The 14,438-nt window shown below is 65.8% G+C and carries 18 protein-coding genes; 11 read left to right on the forward strand and 7 right to left on the reverse strand.

What is annotated here, in order from left to right; translation table 11 throughout:
• Positions 1 to 147 precede the first annotated feature (147 nt).
• From A9971_RS06355 to A9971_RS06370, 4 genes are all read right to left on the reverse strand, one after another.
• Positions 148 to 2,589 (reverse strand): TonB-dependent receptor, encoded by a 2,442-nt coding sequence (locus A9971_RS06355; RefSeq protein ID WP_183001699.1) that lies wholly within the window; start codon positions 2,587 to 2,589, stop codon positions 148 to 150.
• Positions 2,590 to 2,686: 97 nt separating this feature from the next.
• Complete coding sequence (locus A9971_RS06360; protein WP_077934524.1) at positions 2,687 to 3,670, reverse strand: FecR family protein; 984 nt, start codon at positions 3,668 to 3,670, stop codon at positions 2,687 to 2,689.
• Between the two features lie 43 nt (positions 3,671 to 3,713).
• Positions 3,714 to 4,214, reverse strand: a complete 501-nt coding sequence (locus tag A9971_RS06365; RefSeq protein ID WP_011062325.1) for a sigma-70 family RNA polymerase sigma factor — start codon at positions 4,212 to 4,214, stop codon at positions 3,714 to 3,716.
• 92 nt (positions 4,215 to 4,306) lie between these two features.
• Positions 4,307 to 4,459, reverse strand: coding sequence for a hypothetical protein (locus A9971_RS06370; RefSeq protein WP_011062326.1), 153 nt, complete (start codon positions 4,457 to 4,459; stop codon positions 4,307 to 4,309).
• Between the two features lie 124 nt (positions 4,460 to 4,583).
• Between A9971_RS06370 and A9971_RS33020 the strand changes: the two genes are divergently transcribed.
• The 3 genes from A9971_RS33020 to A9971_RS06385 all read left to right on the forward strand — a co-directional run bounded on the left by A9971_RS33020 (position 4,584) and on the right by A9971_RS06385 (position 6,163).
• On the forward strand, positions 4,584 to 5,159 hold the full coding sequence (locus tag A9971_RS33020; protein WP_183001700.1) for a helix-turn-helix domain-containing protein: 576 nt from the start codon (positions 4,584 to 4,586) through the stop codon (positions 5,157 to 5,159).
• A 69-nt stretch (positions 5,160 to 5,228) separates the two neighbouring features.
• Positions 5,229 to 5,675, forward strand: a complete 447-nt coding sequence (locus A9971_RS06380) for a hypothetical protein (RefSeq protein ID WP_093409480.1) — start codon at positions 5,229 to 5,231, stop codon at positions 5,673 to 5,675.
• A gap of 41 nt (positions 5,676 to 5,716) precedes the next feature.
• Entirely contained in the window at positions 5,717 to 6,163 is a 447-nt protein-coding gene (locus A9971_RS06385) for a GNAT family acetyltransferase (RefSeq protein ID WP_011062328.1), read from the forward strand.
• Positions 6,164 to 6,180: 17 nt separating this feature from the next.
• On the opposite strand, the gene A9971_RS06390 is transcribed toward A9971_RS06385, so the two are convergent.
• Both A9971_RS06390 and A9971_RS06395 read right to left on the reverse strand, forming a co-directional pair.
• On the reverse strand, positions 6,181 to 6,597 hold the full coding sequence (locus A9971_RS06390; RefSeq protein ID WP_011062329.1) for a hypothetical protein: 417 nt from the start codon (positions 6,595 to 6,597) through the stop codon (positions 6,181 to 6,183).
• 202 nt (positions 6,598 to 6,799) lie between these two features.
• Positions 6,800 to 7,615: a helix-turn-helix domain-containing protein gene (locus tag A9971_RS06395; protein ID WP_011062330.1), complete on the reverse strand. Its 816-nt coding sequence runs from the start codon at positions 7,613 to 7,615 to the stop codon at positions 6,800 to 6,802.
• A gap of 540 nt (positions 7,616 to 8,155) precedes the next feature.
• Between A9971_RS06395 and A9971_RS06400 the strand changes: the two genes are divergently transcribed.
• The 5 genes from A9971_RS06400 (at position 8,156) to A9971_RS06420 (ending at position 10,316) form a co-directional block, all read left to right on the forward strand.
• Positions 8,156 to 8,473, forward strand: coding sequence for a YXWGXW repeat-containing protein (locus A9971_RS06400; RefSeq protein WP_041119210.1), 318 nt, complete (start codon positions 8,156 to 8,158; stop codon positions 8,471 to 8,473).
• Positions 8,474 to 8,521: 48 nt separating this feature from the next.
• Entirely contained in the window at positions 8,522 to 9,103 is a 582-nt protein-coding gene (locus A9971_RS06405; RefSeq protein WP_015636390.1) for an RNA polymerase sigma factor, read from the forward strand.
• Complete coding sequence (locus A9971_RS06410) at positions 9,100 to 9,531, forward strand: hypothetical protein (protein ID WP_123472790.1); 432 nt, start codon at positions 9,100 to 9,102, stop codon at positions 9,529 to 9,531. The genes A9971_RS06405 and A9971_RS06410 overlap by 4 nt, the downstream gene beginning before the upstream one ends.
• Before the next feature lie 8 nt (positions 9,532 to 9,539).
• Positions 9,540 to 10,007, forward strand: coding sequence for a periplasmic heavy metal sensor (locus tag A9971_RS06415; RefSeq protein ID WP_011062334.1), 468 nt, complete (start codon positions 9,540 to 9,542; stop codon positions 10,005 to 10,007).
• A 90-nt stretch (positions 10,008 to 10,097) separates the two neighbouring features.
• Positions 10,098 to 10,316 (forward strand): YXWGXW repeat-containing protein, encoded by a 219-nt coding sequence (locus A9971_RS06420; protein ID WP_011062335.1) that lies wholly within the window; start codon positions 10,098 to 10,100, stop codon positions 10,314 to 10,316.
• Between the two features lie 3 nt (positions 10,317 to 10,319).
• Here A9971_RS06420 and gcvA read toward each other — a convergent pair whose 3' ends face one another.
• On the reverse strand, positions 10,320 to 11,195 hold the full coding sequence (gene gcvA, locus A9971_RS06425) for a transcriptional regulator GcvA (protein ID WP_011062336.1): 876 nt from the start codon (positions 11,193 to 11,195) through the stop codon (positions 10,320 to 10,322).
• A gap of 227 nt (positions 11,196 to 11,422) precedes the next feature.
• Here gcvA and ampC point away from each other — a divergent pair, with 227 nt between their 5' ends.
• From ampC to A9971_RS06440, 3 genes are all read left to right on the forward strand, one after another.
• The gene (ampC, locus tag A9971_RS06430; protein WP_183001701.1) at positions 11,423 to 12,595 is read left to right on the forward strand and encodes a class C beta-lactamase; all 1,173 of its coding nucleotides are present in this window, start codon (positions 11,423 to 11,425) and stop codon (positions 12,593 to 12,595) included.
• 296 nt (positions 12,596 to 12,891) lie between these two features.
• On the forward strand, positions 12,892 to 13,608 hold the full coding sequence (gene pcsA, locus A9971_RS06435) for a phosphatidylcholine synthase (protein ID WP_011062338.1): 717 nt from the start codon (positions 12,892 to 12,894) through the stop codon (positions 13,606 to 13,608).
• 129 nt (positions 13,609 to 13,737) lie between these two features.
• The gene (locus A9971_RS06440; RefSeq protein WP_011062339.1) at positions 13,738 to 14,433 is read left to right on the forward strand and encodes a hypothetical protein; all 696 of its coding nucleotides are present in this window, start codon (positions 13,738 to 13,740) and stop codon (positions 14,431 to 14,433) included.
• Positions 14,434 to 14,438 lie beyond the last annotated feature (5 nt).

Consider the following 14,438-nt stretch of genomic DNA (forward strand, 5'->3'; position numbering starts at 1 on the left):
GCCACTAAAGCACAGCATTGCGCCAGGGATTCGCCGCCCTCCATGCAGGAGCTGGCTTGCCAGCGAAGGGGCCGCCAGCCATGACCCATCCTCCAGAACCTGCGCCGCTCTGGGGATTCGCCGGCAAGCCGGCGCCTGTTGCGGGGGTCAGAAGCCGACGCTGGCCTGGACAAAGAAGGTCCGGGGCGCGCCCACGTAGATCCCCGAGTTGTTGTCGCTGGAACGGGTGAAGTACTGGCGGTCGAAGACGTTCTTCACGCCGGCCCCCAGCTTCAGGTTCGACAACTGCGGCCCGAAGTCATAGCCACCACGGATGTTCCACAGCACATAGCCCGGCATGTCGCCGTACCGGCCATCGGCGCTGCCATCGGTGATGTAGTTGCCGTTGAAGCTGCCGTTGGCGTTCACCCCGGTGCCCGGCGAGTGCTGCTTGGACTGGGCGAAGGCGTCGATGTTGTAGGTCCAGCGGTCAATGTCGTAGCGCAGGCCGACAGTGGCCACCTGGCGCGAGTAGAACGGCAGGTCGCGGCCCTTGAAGCCGGGGATCTCGCCTTCATAGCTGGCGCGGGTGTAGGTGAAGCCGGCGTTGGCGGTCAGGCCGTCAAGGCGTGGGTCCAGGGCTGCCAGGTCGTAATGCATCGAGGCTTCCAGGCCCTGGTGCTTGGTGGCCCCCAGGTTGGTCCAGCCCACGTCGTTGCTGATGTATTGCAGCTCGTCGTCGAAGTCGATGTAGAACAGCGTCACTTCACCGCCCCACACATCATCGTTGTAGCGGGTGCCGATCTCGTAGGTCTTGGCCTTCTCCGGGCTCAGGCCGTTGGCCGTCTGGTCGCCCTTGCCGCCCTGACCCAGCTGGAAGTACTGCAGGCTGCCAAAGGAAGTCTCGTAGTTGGCGAACAGCTTCCAGGCATCGGACAGGTGATACATCACGCTCAGGGCCGGCAGCGGTTCGTTGCTGTCGATGCTGCGGCGCTTCTCCTGCACTCGCACGCCGTTGGTGCCCGGGACCGGCCGGTCGTGCCAGTGGGTGCTGATGTCCTCGAAGCGGATGCCCGGGGTGATGGTCCAGTTGCCGACGTCGATCTTGTCGTCGATGTAGTAGGCATTGGCCTCGGTGCCGCCGGTACGGTCCTGGTAGACATGGCCGTCGGAATCCGCGGTGAGCACCGGCTGGTTGTTCACCAGGGCCACGCGGCTGGCCTGTTCATGCATGCCTTCCTTGAGGTAGCGATAACCCACGCTGACTTCCTGGGTGGTGGGCCCCAGGTCGAACACATGGGACACCCGTGGCTCGATGCCGAAGGTGTAGTAGGTGCGCGGGTAGGAAACCAGGGTCTTCTGGTCGCTGGCGGCAATGTTGCTGCCGCGGAAGCTGTCGGAGTAGTAGGTCAGCACTTCGAACTGGGTGCGGTCGTCGACCTGACGCTGGTACTTGAAGGACACATCCTTGCGCCGGCCGCTGAAGTTGTCCCAGTCGCGATCGGAGTCGTAGGGCTTGGCGTCGTACTGCTTCTGGGTCAGGCCGCCGGGCATGTCGGCGGTGGCGTCGTAGTAATGCAGGTTGAACCAGAACTCGTCCTGCTCGGTGGGTGCCCAGTGGGTCTTGAGGATCACGTCGTCGATGTCGTTGCCGTTGTTGCCCTCGCGGTAGCCATTGCCGTTGACCCCGGAATACAGCAGCGCCACCCCCAGGCCGTTGTCCGCAGTGCCGCCGAGGAAAGCCGTGTCGATGTGCTTCCAGCCGCCCTGCCGGGAGGTTTCCAGGGTGGTGCCGATTTCCCCGGTGGCCTTTTCCGGAATCGCCCGGGTCACGAAGTTGATCACCCCGCCGACGTTCTGCGGCCCGTAGCGTACGGAACCGGCGCCGCGCACCACATCGATGCTGTCCAGGTTGCCGGAGGAAATCGGCGCCATGGACAACTGCGGCTGGCCATAGGGTGCAAAGGCCGCCGGCACGCCGTCGATCAGCACCGTGGAGCGCGGCGACAGGCGCGAGGTCAGGCCGCGCACGCCGACGTTCAGGGAAATATCGCTGCCACCGGTGCCGTTGGCATCCTGGACCTGCACCCCGGGCACCCGGCGCAGCACGTCGCCGACGTTCATCGCGCCCTGCTCCACCATGGCCTCACGGCGGATCACTGTGCGTGCACCGGGGTGGTTCTGGACCTTTTGCACATCGGCATCGCCCAGCCAGTCGCCCACCACGCTGATGCTGCTGGTGCCCAGTTCCAGGGCACCGCCCGTGGCTGCCGGAGCCGGGCTCAGGGTCACCGAACCACCGTCGATCTGGTATTGCAGGCCACTGCCCTGGAGCAACTGGCCCAGGGCCTGTTCCGGGGACAGGTTGCCGTCCACCGCCGGGGCCTGCTTGCCGGCCACCAGCTCGGGGCTGAAGAACACCTGCAACGAGGTCTGCAGGCCCAACTGGCTCAGGGCCTGGCCCAGCGGCTGGGCCTGGATGTGAATGGCGGCGGCTTGCCCGGCCTGGGCCTGGGGCAAGGCCGCACTGACCGCCAGGGCCAGGGCCAGGGGCAGCCAGCGGCGCGCGGGCAACGGGGATACGGCGGGAGAAACGGCTATTTTTTTCACGTCGGCGGCAGTCCTGTCGATCACACTAAGGTGCGTCTGTTAATGCAAACCAGTTGCAGTTGGACAAGAAGACGATGAACTGAAAAAAAACCTGAATCTAACGTGAAAAAATTTCCTGGCTACCGTCGGCAAGGGTCCGCACCTCCACCGGCAGGATGCTCGGCAGGGCCTTGAGCAGGGCCTGGGTGTCGTCGGACTTGAACACGCTGGTCAGGCGCAGCTCACCCACTGCGGCGCTGGCCACCCGCAGGGGCTGTTCGCGATAACGCGAGACTTCGGCCACCACCTCGGCCAGGGAGGCGTTGTTGAATACCAGCTTGCCGCTGCGCCAGGCCGTGAGCGCCTCGGGGTTCACCGCGTAGGCCTGAGCCACCTTGCCGTGCTCATCGACATGGGTGCCCTGGCCCGGGGTCAGGGCAATGAAATCATCCGCTGCGGCGTCGCGCCCCTGCACCTTGACCCGGCCCTGCTCCACCGCCACCCGGGTCTGGCGCTCATCGCGGCGCACATCGAAGCGGGTGCCGGTGACCGTGACCTTGCCCGCTCCCGCCGCCACCACGAAGGGCCGATCCGTGTCGTGCTCGACGTTGAACAGGGCTTCGCCTTCCACCAGCTCGATCAGCCGCTGGTTCCGGGCATAACGCACCTGCAGGTGGCTGCGGCTGTTCAGGTCGATCTGCGAGCCATCGGGCAAGGCCACATGGCGGCGCTCGCCCAGGGCGGTCACGAATTGCGCACTGTAGGAAACCGGCTGGTTGAGGCCACTGAACAGCCCCAGGCCCACGGCCAGCGTCGCCACCCCGGCAGCCAGGGCAAAGCGCAGCAGCGGGCGCCGCCGGGCCTTGGCCGGCGGGGTGGCGCACAGCGCTTGCAGGCGCGCCCTGGGCACCAGGTCGGTGGCCGCCCACAGGGCTTCGAGCAACTGGAACTCGTGCCGGTGCTGCGGATCCTCGGCCAGCCACTGCTGGAACTGCAGTTGCTGCTCCGGGCTCACCTCGGGCTCCTGCAGCCGCGTGAACCAGGCCGCCGCCTCGTCACGAATCCTGGCCTGCGCGCTGGCGCAATCGCGGCTGTCCATCATGCAAATTCCTGTTTGGCAGAGGGTGAGAAATCGCCACGACTGATCATGGGGCCGACCCGTCCAGACGGTCGCGCAGATGCCGCAGGGTGCGGATCATATACTTTTCCACCATGTTCTTTGACAGCCCCAGGCGCTCGGCGATCTCGGCCTGGGTCAGGCCCTCGATCTTCTGCCAGACAAACACCTTGCGACAGTTGACCGGTAACTCGCCAAGCGCCCGTTCGATGGAATCGGCCAACTGGATCGCGTGCATGAAATGCTCCGGGTCGCCGCTGGGCGACACGCTGAGGTGGACCCCCTGTTCTTCCAGGGCACCACGCCGGTCTTCTCGGCGAAAGGCATCCACGGCGATATTGCGCGCGGTCTGATGCAGGTAGGCGCGCGGCTGCTGCACCGTGGCGGCATCGGATTCCAGCACCCGGACAAAGGTGTCGTGGGCCAGGTCCTCGGCCTGCTGGCGATTGCGCAAGCGCCGGGTCCAGGTGCCGATCAACTCTTCGTAGTGCTCGAAAAAGCCTGGTCTGCGGGGCGGCTTGGCTGTCATCGCGGGGCGCTGGGGAAGTGGGGCGTGAATAGTAATGCTTCGCATTAATGCAGGCAATGGATTCACCGCCCACCTCGCGCCGGCGGTCGGCCCTAGCGGCTGTACCAGCGCGGCGACTCGACAAACAGGTGAGTCTGCCCCGCCACCAGCCAGTCCCCCAGGCACTGTTGCAGGTGGGCCAGGCAATGCACGGCCAGGTAGATTTCGTGGTACGGAATGACCATCAGGCGCAGGCTCAGGCCCATGGGCCCGCCTTGTACAATCGGTTCATCTCGGCGCCCTTGTTTTATTTATACCGAACAATTAACCGATATAATGAACGGCGAAATTTATCTGCGTCAAGAGAATCAAGGATGATTTAATAGAGATATGAATGATAAAACGAACGACCCAACCTCCCTGTCGCCCATCGGCCTGCTGGCCATGGCCATCAAGCGCGAGCGCCTGAACGCTGGTTTCTCCGTTTCGGAACTGGCCAAGCGGGCTGCGGTGGCCAAGTCCACCCTGTCCCAACTGGAAGCCGGGCTGGGCAACCCGAGCATCGAGACCCTGTGGGCCCTGGCCCAGGCCATGGGCTTGCAGGTGACGCGGTTTTTCCAGCAACCGGCGTATCAGCTGAAAGTCATCCGTGCCCACGAAGGCACCACCGCCCATGCCGAGGATGCCCACTACGCGGCGACCCTGCTCGATGACTGCCCGCCGGGGGCGCAGCGCGACCTGTATCGCCTGAAGGCGCAACCCGGCCAGGCGCGCCAGTCCAAGGCCCACCTGCCGGGCACCGTGGAACACCTGGTGATCTGCAGCGGGCGGGCCCTGGCCGGGCCTGCGGACAGCCCGGTGAGCCTGGAGGCCGGCGACTACATCCGCTACAGCGCCGACCTGCCCCACGTGTTCGAAGCCCTGGAGGCCGACACCACGGCGATCCTGGTCATCGAACATCGCTAGAGCCCGGGCATTTATCTGCAGGGCCAAGTCTGGAATCATGGCCCCCCGCCTCAACAGGAGTGAGCATCAATGCCGTATTTCTCCCGCCGCGCGCCCCTCCTCGGCCTGCTGCTGGCCAGCCTTGCCGCCCAGGCCGCCCCCAAGCAGGACCAGGACCTTCACATCTACTACAGCATGGTGCCCGGCCAGTTCATGCTGATCGGCAAGGAGCCCGATGGCGGGCCGACCTATTCGGGCACCGCAGTGATCCGCTACGAGAACCAGGCCCTGACCCTGGTCAAGACCATCGACGGCAAGACCACCACCGCCACCGGCAAAGTGGAACGGGCCACCATGGCCGAGGCCGATGTGCTGCGTTTCAACTGGCCGGGGCACAACGCCACCTGCCTGGTGCGCGGCGACCTGGACAACTACTCACGCTTGAGCTGCTACTGGACCCGGGACGGGGTGGACCACAAGGAGCCGGGGCTGGAGGCCTATTTCCCCACCGAAACCTGGCCCGGCCATCAGGACTGAAACCCGCCCTTCTGTGCTCCCACACTTTAGCGAGCCACGCCATGATCCAGATCGTCGAATACAGCAACCCCCACCATCGCCAGCCCGTGATCGACCTGTGGAACCGCAGCTTCGGCTACGACACGGCCCACAACACCCCGAGCCTGGCCATCGACCGCAAGCTCGCGGTGGATGACGCTCTGTTCTTCGTCGCCCTGGACCAAGGACAGGTCATAGGCACCCTGATGGCCGGCTATGACGGCCACCGCGGCTGGCTCTACGCCCTGGCGGTGGACCCGCAACAGCGCCGGCTCGGCACTGGCCGGGCCCTGGTGCGCCATGGCGAACAAGCCCTGCAGGGCCGCGGCTGCCTGAAGATCAACCTGCAGATCCTCAGCAGCAACGCCGCCGTGCAAAGCTTCTACCAGGCCCTGGGCTATCAGGTCGAACCGCGGATCAGCATGGGCAAGGTGATCAGCGCCAACCTCCCCGAACACCTGCGTGGCTAGGGGCCGCCGCCCCACCCTCACCAGTTGTGCCGGTTGCTGCGCGGTGGCGCCAGCAGTTGCTGGGCCAGGCTGGCGGCCGCCAGCGGCGAGGCACTGTGCAACAGCGGATAACCCCAGAACTTTTCATAGGTATCGGCAAAGGCCTCGACCCCGGCCTGGGCCTCGGGCTCCGGGGCGATGACGATCATGGCCTTGATCCAGCGACGGATCGCCGCCTTGTTGCGTTTCATCCATAACGCCCCCTGCTTGAGCAATGCCTTGCTCTGCTCGGTGTTGCGCTGCGCAGGATCGGGCATGGCATCGCTCATCAGGACGAAGGCCTGACCGCGCTGCATCAACGCCTCCAACTGCTGGAACGGCTCGACTCCCGGCTGCCCGGCGCCTTTGGCGGGGCGCATCCAGACCAGGGGAAAATGCTGATGATCGAAGTACATGGGAACACCTCAAGAAAGCCGACAAACAAGAATGGTTATCATCTTCCCGTATGGACCTGTCCGCATCAGTCGAGATTGACAAATTATTGATCAATCCGGCCAAACGACCACAGTGATGGAGGTGGCCGTGGCGGTTTTGCAGGCGCTGGTGTGGGTCAAGCAAGGCCCTGCGAGCCTTTGCGCAGCCTCGCGGGCTCGGCGGCTACAGGGGTAGGTCGTGTTCCAGGGCCTGGCGGCGTTCGGCAAAGAAGCGCCCCGGCGGCTGGCCGACGGCTTTCTTGAACATGCGGATAAAGGCGCTGGCGCTGTCATAGCCCAGGGTCAGCGCGACCCGTTCCACCGAGTCGCCCCGGCCCAATTGCTTGAGCCCCAGAAGAATGTGCAACTGGCGCTGCCAGCGGCCGAAGCTCAGGCCGGTCTCGGCCACAATCAGACGGCTCAGGCTGCGTTCGCTGAGGCCGATCTGCTCGGCCCATTGCCCAAGGCTCAGGCGGCGTTCCGGCTGTTCAAGGATCTGCCCGGCCAGGCGCCGCAACTGTTCATGCCGGGGCATGGGCAGGTGGATCTGCTCCCGGGGCGCCGCCGCCAGCTCGTCCAGGGCCACGGCCATCAGCCGCCCCTCGGCACCCTGCTGGTCATAGAGATAGGGCAATTGCGCGCAGCGTTGCAGCAGCTCCTGCAATAGGGGCGATACTGCCAGGGTGCAACAGGCCTGCGGCAGTGAGCGGGCATGCTCGGGTTCGACGAACAGGCAATAGCCCAGGGCGTTCTCCAACCCCTGGACCCGATGGTCGGTGGCGCTGGGGATCCATACCGCGCATTGCGGCGGGGCCAGCCACAGGCCCTCGGCGCTCTCGCAACTGAGCACGCCGGACAATGGGAACAGCAGCTGGGCCTTGCGATGGCTGTGCCACGGCCGCTCCCAGCGCTGTTCCTGAGTCGAGATGCGCAAGGCGCACACCGGGCGCGCAATCGCATCCGGATCCTGGGGCTGATCCTGTTCGTTCAAGACGGGCATCCACCTTCCTCCACGGCATCGGGCCATGCCCGCCATCCGTCTGACGGCCAGGCAAGCCCTGCAAGGTCGAGGATTGTGCCGGGCCCCTGGGGGTTAGCCAAGAACCGCGGGGCACACCGCTATTCATCCCAGTGCCCTAGCGGTAATAGCCATAGCGATAGCAGCAGCCGTGGTAGTGCCCGGGGTAAACCACGCAACCGCCCAGGGAGAGCATGGTGGCCATGACAATCAGCAGTGCAATGCGACGGGACATGGTGAATTCCTCATGGGTTCAGTGATACGACCGGCAAGCGCCGCTGGCGACCATCGCCAGCCGTGGCTGCACGGTTACTGATTCAACGGCGCAGCGCGCAGAGATCCGTCGCCGCCCCTGCACAAATATTTCCAGCCGCCGCTGCCCGCGCCCTGCCCCCGCCAGCTGAACCCGGGTTGAACCGGGCGCGGATAAAAATTTCATTTGCCCGCGACGGATTCCCAGCCCATCTATCGTTGAACCCATCAGCTGCGTTCATCAGCGAACGCAGGCCTGAAGGAGTCATCATGAAGCTTGTCCGTTCCCTGCTGCGTCTGCGCACATTGCTGCTGATCCCCCTGGCACTTGGTGCGCTGGCAAGCACGCCCTCCTATGCCGAAACCATCATCATCCAGCAGGCACCACCGCCCATGCGCTATGAGCCGATGCCGGTGGCCCGCCCCGGCTACGCCTGGGACCGAGGCAACTGGCGCTGGCGCGGGCACGGCTACGTCTGGGTGCCCGGCCACTGGCAACCGGTGATGCAGCGCGGGCGCTGGATGCCCGGCCATTGGCAGGCCCATGGGCCGCGCTGGTACTGGGTCGAAGGCCGCTGGGTGCGCTGATGCTGTGATGCCCTGGACTACCCCGTTAGCGCACCGAGACTTGCCCACTTGAACGAAACCGACCCGGATCTGGAGTTGCTTAAACGCATCGGCAACAACGACGCGCAGGCCGTGAAGGAAATGGTCACGCGCAAGCTGCCGCGCCTGCTGGCCCTGGCCAGCCGGCTGCTGGGGGATGCCGACGAAGCCCGGGACATCGCCCAGGAGAGCTTCCTGCGGATCTGGAAACAGGCCGCCAGTTGGCGCAGCGAACAGGCACGGTTCGACACCTGGTTGCACCGGGTGGCGCTGAACCTGTGCTACGACCGCCTGCGCCGGCGCAAGGAACATGTGCCGGTCGATAGCGAGCACGCCTGCGAGGCCCTGGACACCCGCCCGGCGCCCGATGAACAACTGGAGGCCAGCGCGCAGAGCCGGCGCATGGCCCAGGCCCTGGACCAGCTGCCGGATCGCCAGCGCGAGGCGATCGTCCTGCAGTACTACCAGGAACTGTCCAACACCGAGGCCGCGGCGCTGATGCAGATCAGCGTCGAAGCCCTGGAAAGCCTGCTGTCGCGGGCCCGGCGCAACCTGCGCAGCCACCTCGCCGAGGCCCCCGGCGCGGACCTCTCAGGAAGGAGAAAACCATGACCCCCGAACGCTTCGTGCACCTGGCCGACGCCTATGGCGCCGACCTGCAACGCTGGCCCAGCGCTGAACGCGCCGCCGCCCAGGCCCTGCTCGACTGCAGTGATGCCCAGGCCGTTGCAGCCCTGCGCCAGGCGCACTGGCTCGACAGCCAGCTGGACCGCTACCAGGTGCCCGCACCGAGCCCGGCCCTGGCCCAGCGCATCATCGCCGCCGCGCAGCAGCCCGGCGCGCCGTTCTGGAGCCGCTACGCCGGCTGGCTGGCCTCCCTGGGCTGGGTCGGGGTCGGCCTTACCGGAGTCGCCGCCGGCATGCTTGCGGTGGCCCTGAGCCTGCCGCTGTCGACCTCCGCCGAGGCCCTGCCCAGCGTGTTCGACCAGAGCGATGCGGAATTCGTCCTGAGCATCAATGCCGAGGAGGCCGAACAGTGAGCCTGTCCATGCGTGCGCTGAAAACCTGCCTGGTGCTGTCGCTGCTGATCAACGTGTTCCTGATCGGCGGCGTGGCCGGCGGCCTCTATCAGTGGCTTGGCCACCCCAAGCCGGCCCAGGCCCTGGCGGTACCCCAGCACGGCCTGCGCCAGGCCATGGCGCAGATGCCGGAAGAGCGCCGGCGCCAGTTGCGCCAGTTGCTGCGCCAGACTCGCATCGATAGCCAGCCGCTGATCATCGCCGGGCGCGAGGCGCGCCAGGCGGTGGTGCGTGAACTGGGGGCCGAACCACTGGACCGCAATGCCCTGGATGCCCAACTGGGCAAATCCCGGGATGCCGACATCGCCCTGCGGGCCCGGGTCGACGAGGTCCTGGCCGACTTTGCCGGCAGCCTGTCGCTCAAGGAGCGCCAGCAACTGGTGGACGCCATGTACCTGCGGGGCCCGGGGAAAAACCGCGCAGCCAATAGAGATTGAAGGCCCGGCGACGGATTTCGCCCCGAGGCACGTTCAACCCTCAACCGCCCGCGATGGCCGCGGGCCCACAGCCCCCTCAGGAAACCGCCCATGCTTCGTACGATCCAAAGCATTCTCATCGCCACCTTGCTTGGCACCACCCTGGCAGGCTGCGTGGTGGCCCCGGCCCATCCTCGCCGGCCGCCACCGCCGCCGCCCATTGTCGAGGTGATTCCGATGGCGCCGGCGCCGAGCTATCACTGGGTTGCCGGGCATTACCGCTGGCACGCCGGCCAGTGGGTCTGGACACCGGGGCATTGGCGCTATTGATGGCTAGCCGGCCACCGCTTCCAGCAGCCAGGCCTTGAACGCGCCCATGGCCGGGGTTTCGGCCCGGGATTGCAGGCGGGTCAGCCAGTAGCTGCCGGTGACAATGCCGATGTCGAAGGGCTGCACCACCGCGCCACTGGCCAACTGGCGCTGGAACATCAAGGGCGGCGCCAGGGCCACGCCCAGGCCTTGCAGCGCCGCTTCGAGCATGCCCAGGGACGAGTCGAAGACCACGCTCTGGGGCAACAGGCTGTTGGCCCCCAGCCCCGCCGCCTGGAACCACTGCGGCCATTCGTCGGTGCGGTAGGAGCGCAGCAAGGTCTGCCCCAGCAGGTCCGCCGGGCTGTGCAACTGGCGGGCAAGTTCCGGCACGCACAAGACCGACAGTGGCGCCTGCAACAACGCCAGCGCCTCGATGCCGTGCCAGGCCCCGGTGCCAAAGCGGATGGCATAGTCCAGGCCCTCCGCCGCCACGTCCACCCGGTTATTGTTGGTGCTCAGGCGCAGGTCGACATAGGGATGGCGTGCCTGGAAGTCCTCCAGCCGCGGCAGCAGCCAGCCCACGGCGAAGGTGCCCACCGCGCCCACCGTCAGCACTTCACGATAGTGCCCACCCTCGAATCGTCCCAGGGTCTGGGCGATGCGGTCGAAGCATTCGCGCAGCACCGGCAGCAGGGTCTCGCCTTCGCTGGTGAGCATCAGGCCCCTGGGCAGGCGCTTGAACAGGGTGACGTTGAGCTGGGCCTCCAGGCTCTTGACCTGGTGGCTGACCGCCGCCTGGGTCACGCACAGCTCGATGGCCGCACGGGTGAAACTCAAGTGCCGCGCCGAGGCTTCGAAAGCCCGCAGCGCATTCAGGGGCAGATGGGGACGGAGCATGGGCATTCCCTAGTTTTTCTAATGGCTCGTGCGAAATATGGTCGTTTGTCGATGCGCCGTAAACTGCCTACATTGGCCTCGCTCGCGCAGCACCGGCCACGCCCTCCTGAGCCAGGAAGGCTTCGCGGGCAGGCCGCCCGGAGCGTTCCCGCGAAGAACGCCGGGGCCGCAAAGCCGCTGGGACAAACGCGGCGTACATAACCAGAACCCAGGGAAACCAACCAATCATGCGGCACACAACCTTGACCGGACAAAGCGTCATCAGCGCCTGCGCACTGCTACTGGGCGCCTCCAGCGCCTTCGCCGAGACCACCGCGGACAGCGCTCTGAAAACCACCGTGGACGCCACCATCCGCCCGCTGATGCACCAGCAGGGCATTCCCGGCATGGCGGTGGCGATCATCGCCAACGGCAAGCGACATTACTTTAACTACGGGGTTGCCTCCAAGGACAATCAACAGCCGGTGGACAACGACACCCTGTTCGAGGTGGGTTCGGTGAGCAAGACCTACACCGCCACCCTCGCCGGCTACGCCCAGGCCAGCGGCAAGCTGGCCCTTGAGGACCACGCCAGCCAGTACCTGCCGGCCCTGCGCGGCAGTGCCTTCGACGGCATCAGCCTGCTGCAGCTGGGCACCTACACCGCCGGTGGCCTGCCCTTGCAGTTCCCCGACGAGGTGCAGGGTGAAGACAAGACCCTGGACTACTACAACACCTGGAAACCCACCTTCAGCCCCGGCACCCAGCGCCAGTATTCCAACCCCAGCATCGGCCTGCTCGGCTACCTGGCCGCCCGCAGCCTGGGCCAGCCCTTCGACCGGCTGATGGAGCAGACGCTGTTTCCCAAATTCGGCCTCAAGCACAGCTACATCCATCTGCCCAAGGACCAGCTGGGGCACTACGCCCAGGGCTACGACAAGCAGAACCGGCCGATCCGCCTCAGCCCCGGGCCGCTGGACGCCGAAGCCTACGGGGTCAAGACCAGCGCCCCGGACCTGCTGCAATTCATTGCCGGCAACCTGCAACCGGGCCAGTTCGACCGCCCCCTGCAACAAGCCATGGTGGCGACCCAGAGCGGCTACTACCAGGTCGGCGACATGACCCAGGGCCTGGGCTGGGAGCGCTACGCCTACCCGGTGCCCCTGGCGCGCCTGCTGGCGGGCAACTCATCGGCCATGGCCCTTGAGCCGCACCCGGTGCAATGGCTGACCCCGGCCGCAGCCCCCAAGGCCGACGCGCTGTACAACAAGACCGGTTCCACCAGCGGTTTCGGCGCCTATGTAGTGTTCGTGCCGAGCCAGCAGATCGGCATTGTCCTGCTGGCCAACAAGAACTACCCCAACGAGGAACGGATCAAGGCCGCCCACGCCATCCTCACGGCCCTGGAGACCGGGAAGTAATCAACCCGGCAGCCCCTCCGGTGCCTGCGCCTGCCCCCAACGCCACCTGATCTTCGGTCACGTGGCGTTTTTCCTGTTGCCTCGTCCAGAGTGGCGCCTAGACTCAAACCAGCCCCCTCGACCGCGCACTCGGGCCAGGCCAGCCACTGGCCCGGCGCTTGCAGCGCCGGGCCTGATTCAAGGTTCGCGCTGAACCTTCTGCCAGGCTTTCCGGTCGATAACTGCAACCTGGCCAGGCTTGCCGGCGCTGCTGCGCCGGACATCGCCCGGGCACCACAGCCGCTGGAGAAACGTCCGTGATATCGACCCTGCAGATCGCCAGAATCAAAGCCTGGGGCGCCCATGGCTTCACCGCCACCGGGGTGGTCAGTGCCTTGCTCGCCACCCTGGCACTGTTCGACAACCAGCCCAAGGCCTGCCTGCTATGGCTGGGGGTGGCGCTGCTGGTGGATGGCGTCGACGGCTCCCTGGCGCGCAAGGTCAAGACCAGCTCGGTGCTGCCCAACATCGACGGCTCCGTGCTGGACCTGGTGATCGACTACCTGACCTATGTGTTCATCCCGGCGCTGTTCATCTACCGCTACATTCCCCTGCCGGAATACAGCGCGCTGCTGGCCACCTCGCTGATCCTGCTGTCGTCGCTGCTGTGTTTCTGCAACGTCAACATGAAGAGCCACGACAACTACTTCCAGGGCTTTCCCGCGGCCTGGAACGTGGTCGCCCTGTGCTTCTATCTGATCGAGCCCGGCCCCTGGCTGAGCCTGCTGAGCATCTTCGCCCTGGCCCTGCTGACCGCCACCCGGGTGCAGTTCCTGCATCCGTTCCGGGTACGCAAGTGGATGGGGCTGAACATCATCGTGACCTTCGTCTGGCTGCTCAGCGGCGCATTGCTGATCCTCAGCCACCCGCTGCACAGCCCGCCGATCATGGGCTTGTGGCTGGCAGCCTCGGCCTACTTTCTCGGCGTGTGCCTGTGGCGTTCGGCCCAGGAATGGTTCAGCAAGGCCAGCTGAACCAGTGCCCCGCGAACCATTGCCGGGGCCCGGCAAGCATGCAAGACTCCTGCGCCCAAGCCTCTGCAGCAGAGGCTTGGCGACTATTTGCCCGCCGCCCGCCGCGGATGAGTACCAGGCCAGCCCCCCATGACCCACCTTCCCTTGATCGACCTCTACCCCATCAGCGACAGCCCTCCGGATGAGCGGGAACGGCTGTATCACGAGGCCGCGCTGAAGAACAACTGGCCAACCCGGCCCTTGCGCGTGCAACAGACCGTGCGTAACGCCAGGGACTTTGTGCTGCACACCCTGGGCCACTACGTCGGTTCGGGCGTGGTCAACGAATTCCGCCGCCAACTCCAAGTGCACCCCCAGCTCAGGCAAGCCAAGGCGGCCATGCCCTACCTCAAGGATTCCGCACCGCTCAAGGAGTATCAAAGAGCATCTGGCAAGTTCACTGCGGACACCTTGAATACCGAGGTCAGGCACTTCGGACGGTTTATCGCCCCCGGCCAGGTGCTGTTCCACGGTGGTTCCTGCCGCCCGAGCGAAGTAGCAACCTTCGTCACCAACAAACCGCTCTCGACCTCTTTGTGCCCTCAAATTGCCGCCTGGCATGCGTACAACGACCTGCTCCCGGCCCCCAACCCAGCCCCGGCGATCTGGATCCTCAGCGCGCCCTACGGCAACCGCAAGGCCGTGGTCTATCGCAAAGGCGGCGCCGGCATGGAACATGAACAGGAAGTGCTGATCGAAGCAGGCTCCACCATCAGCCCCACGCGTTGCTTCAACGTGCGCACCGCCAGCGCCAATGTCCTGGTGATCGAAGCCAGCCTGAGTTGAAACGG

The organism is Pseudomonas sp. UME65, assembly GCF_014170225.1.
Classification (GTDB): Bacteria; Pseudomonadota; Gammaproteobacteria; order Pseudomonadales; family Pseudomonadaceae; genus Aquipseudomonas; species Aquipseudomonas protegens.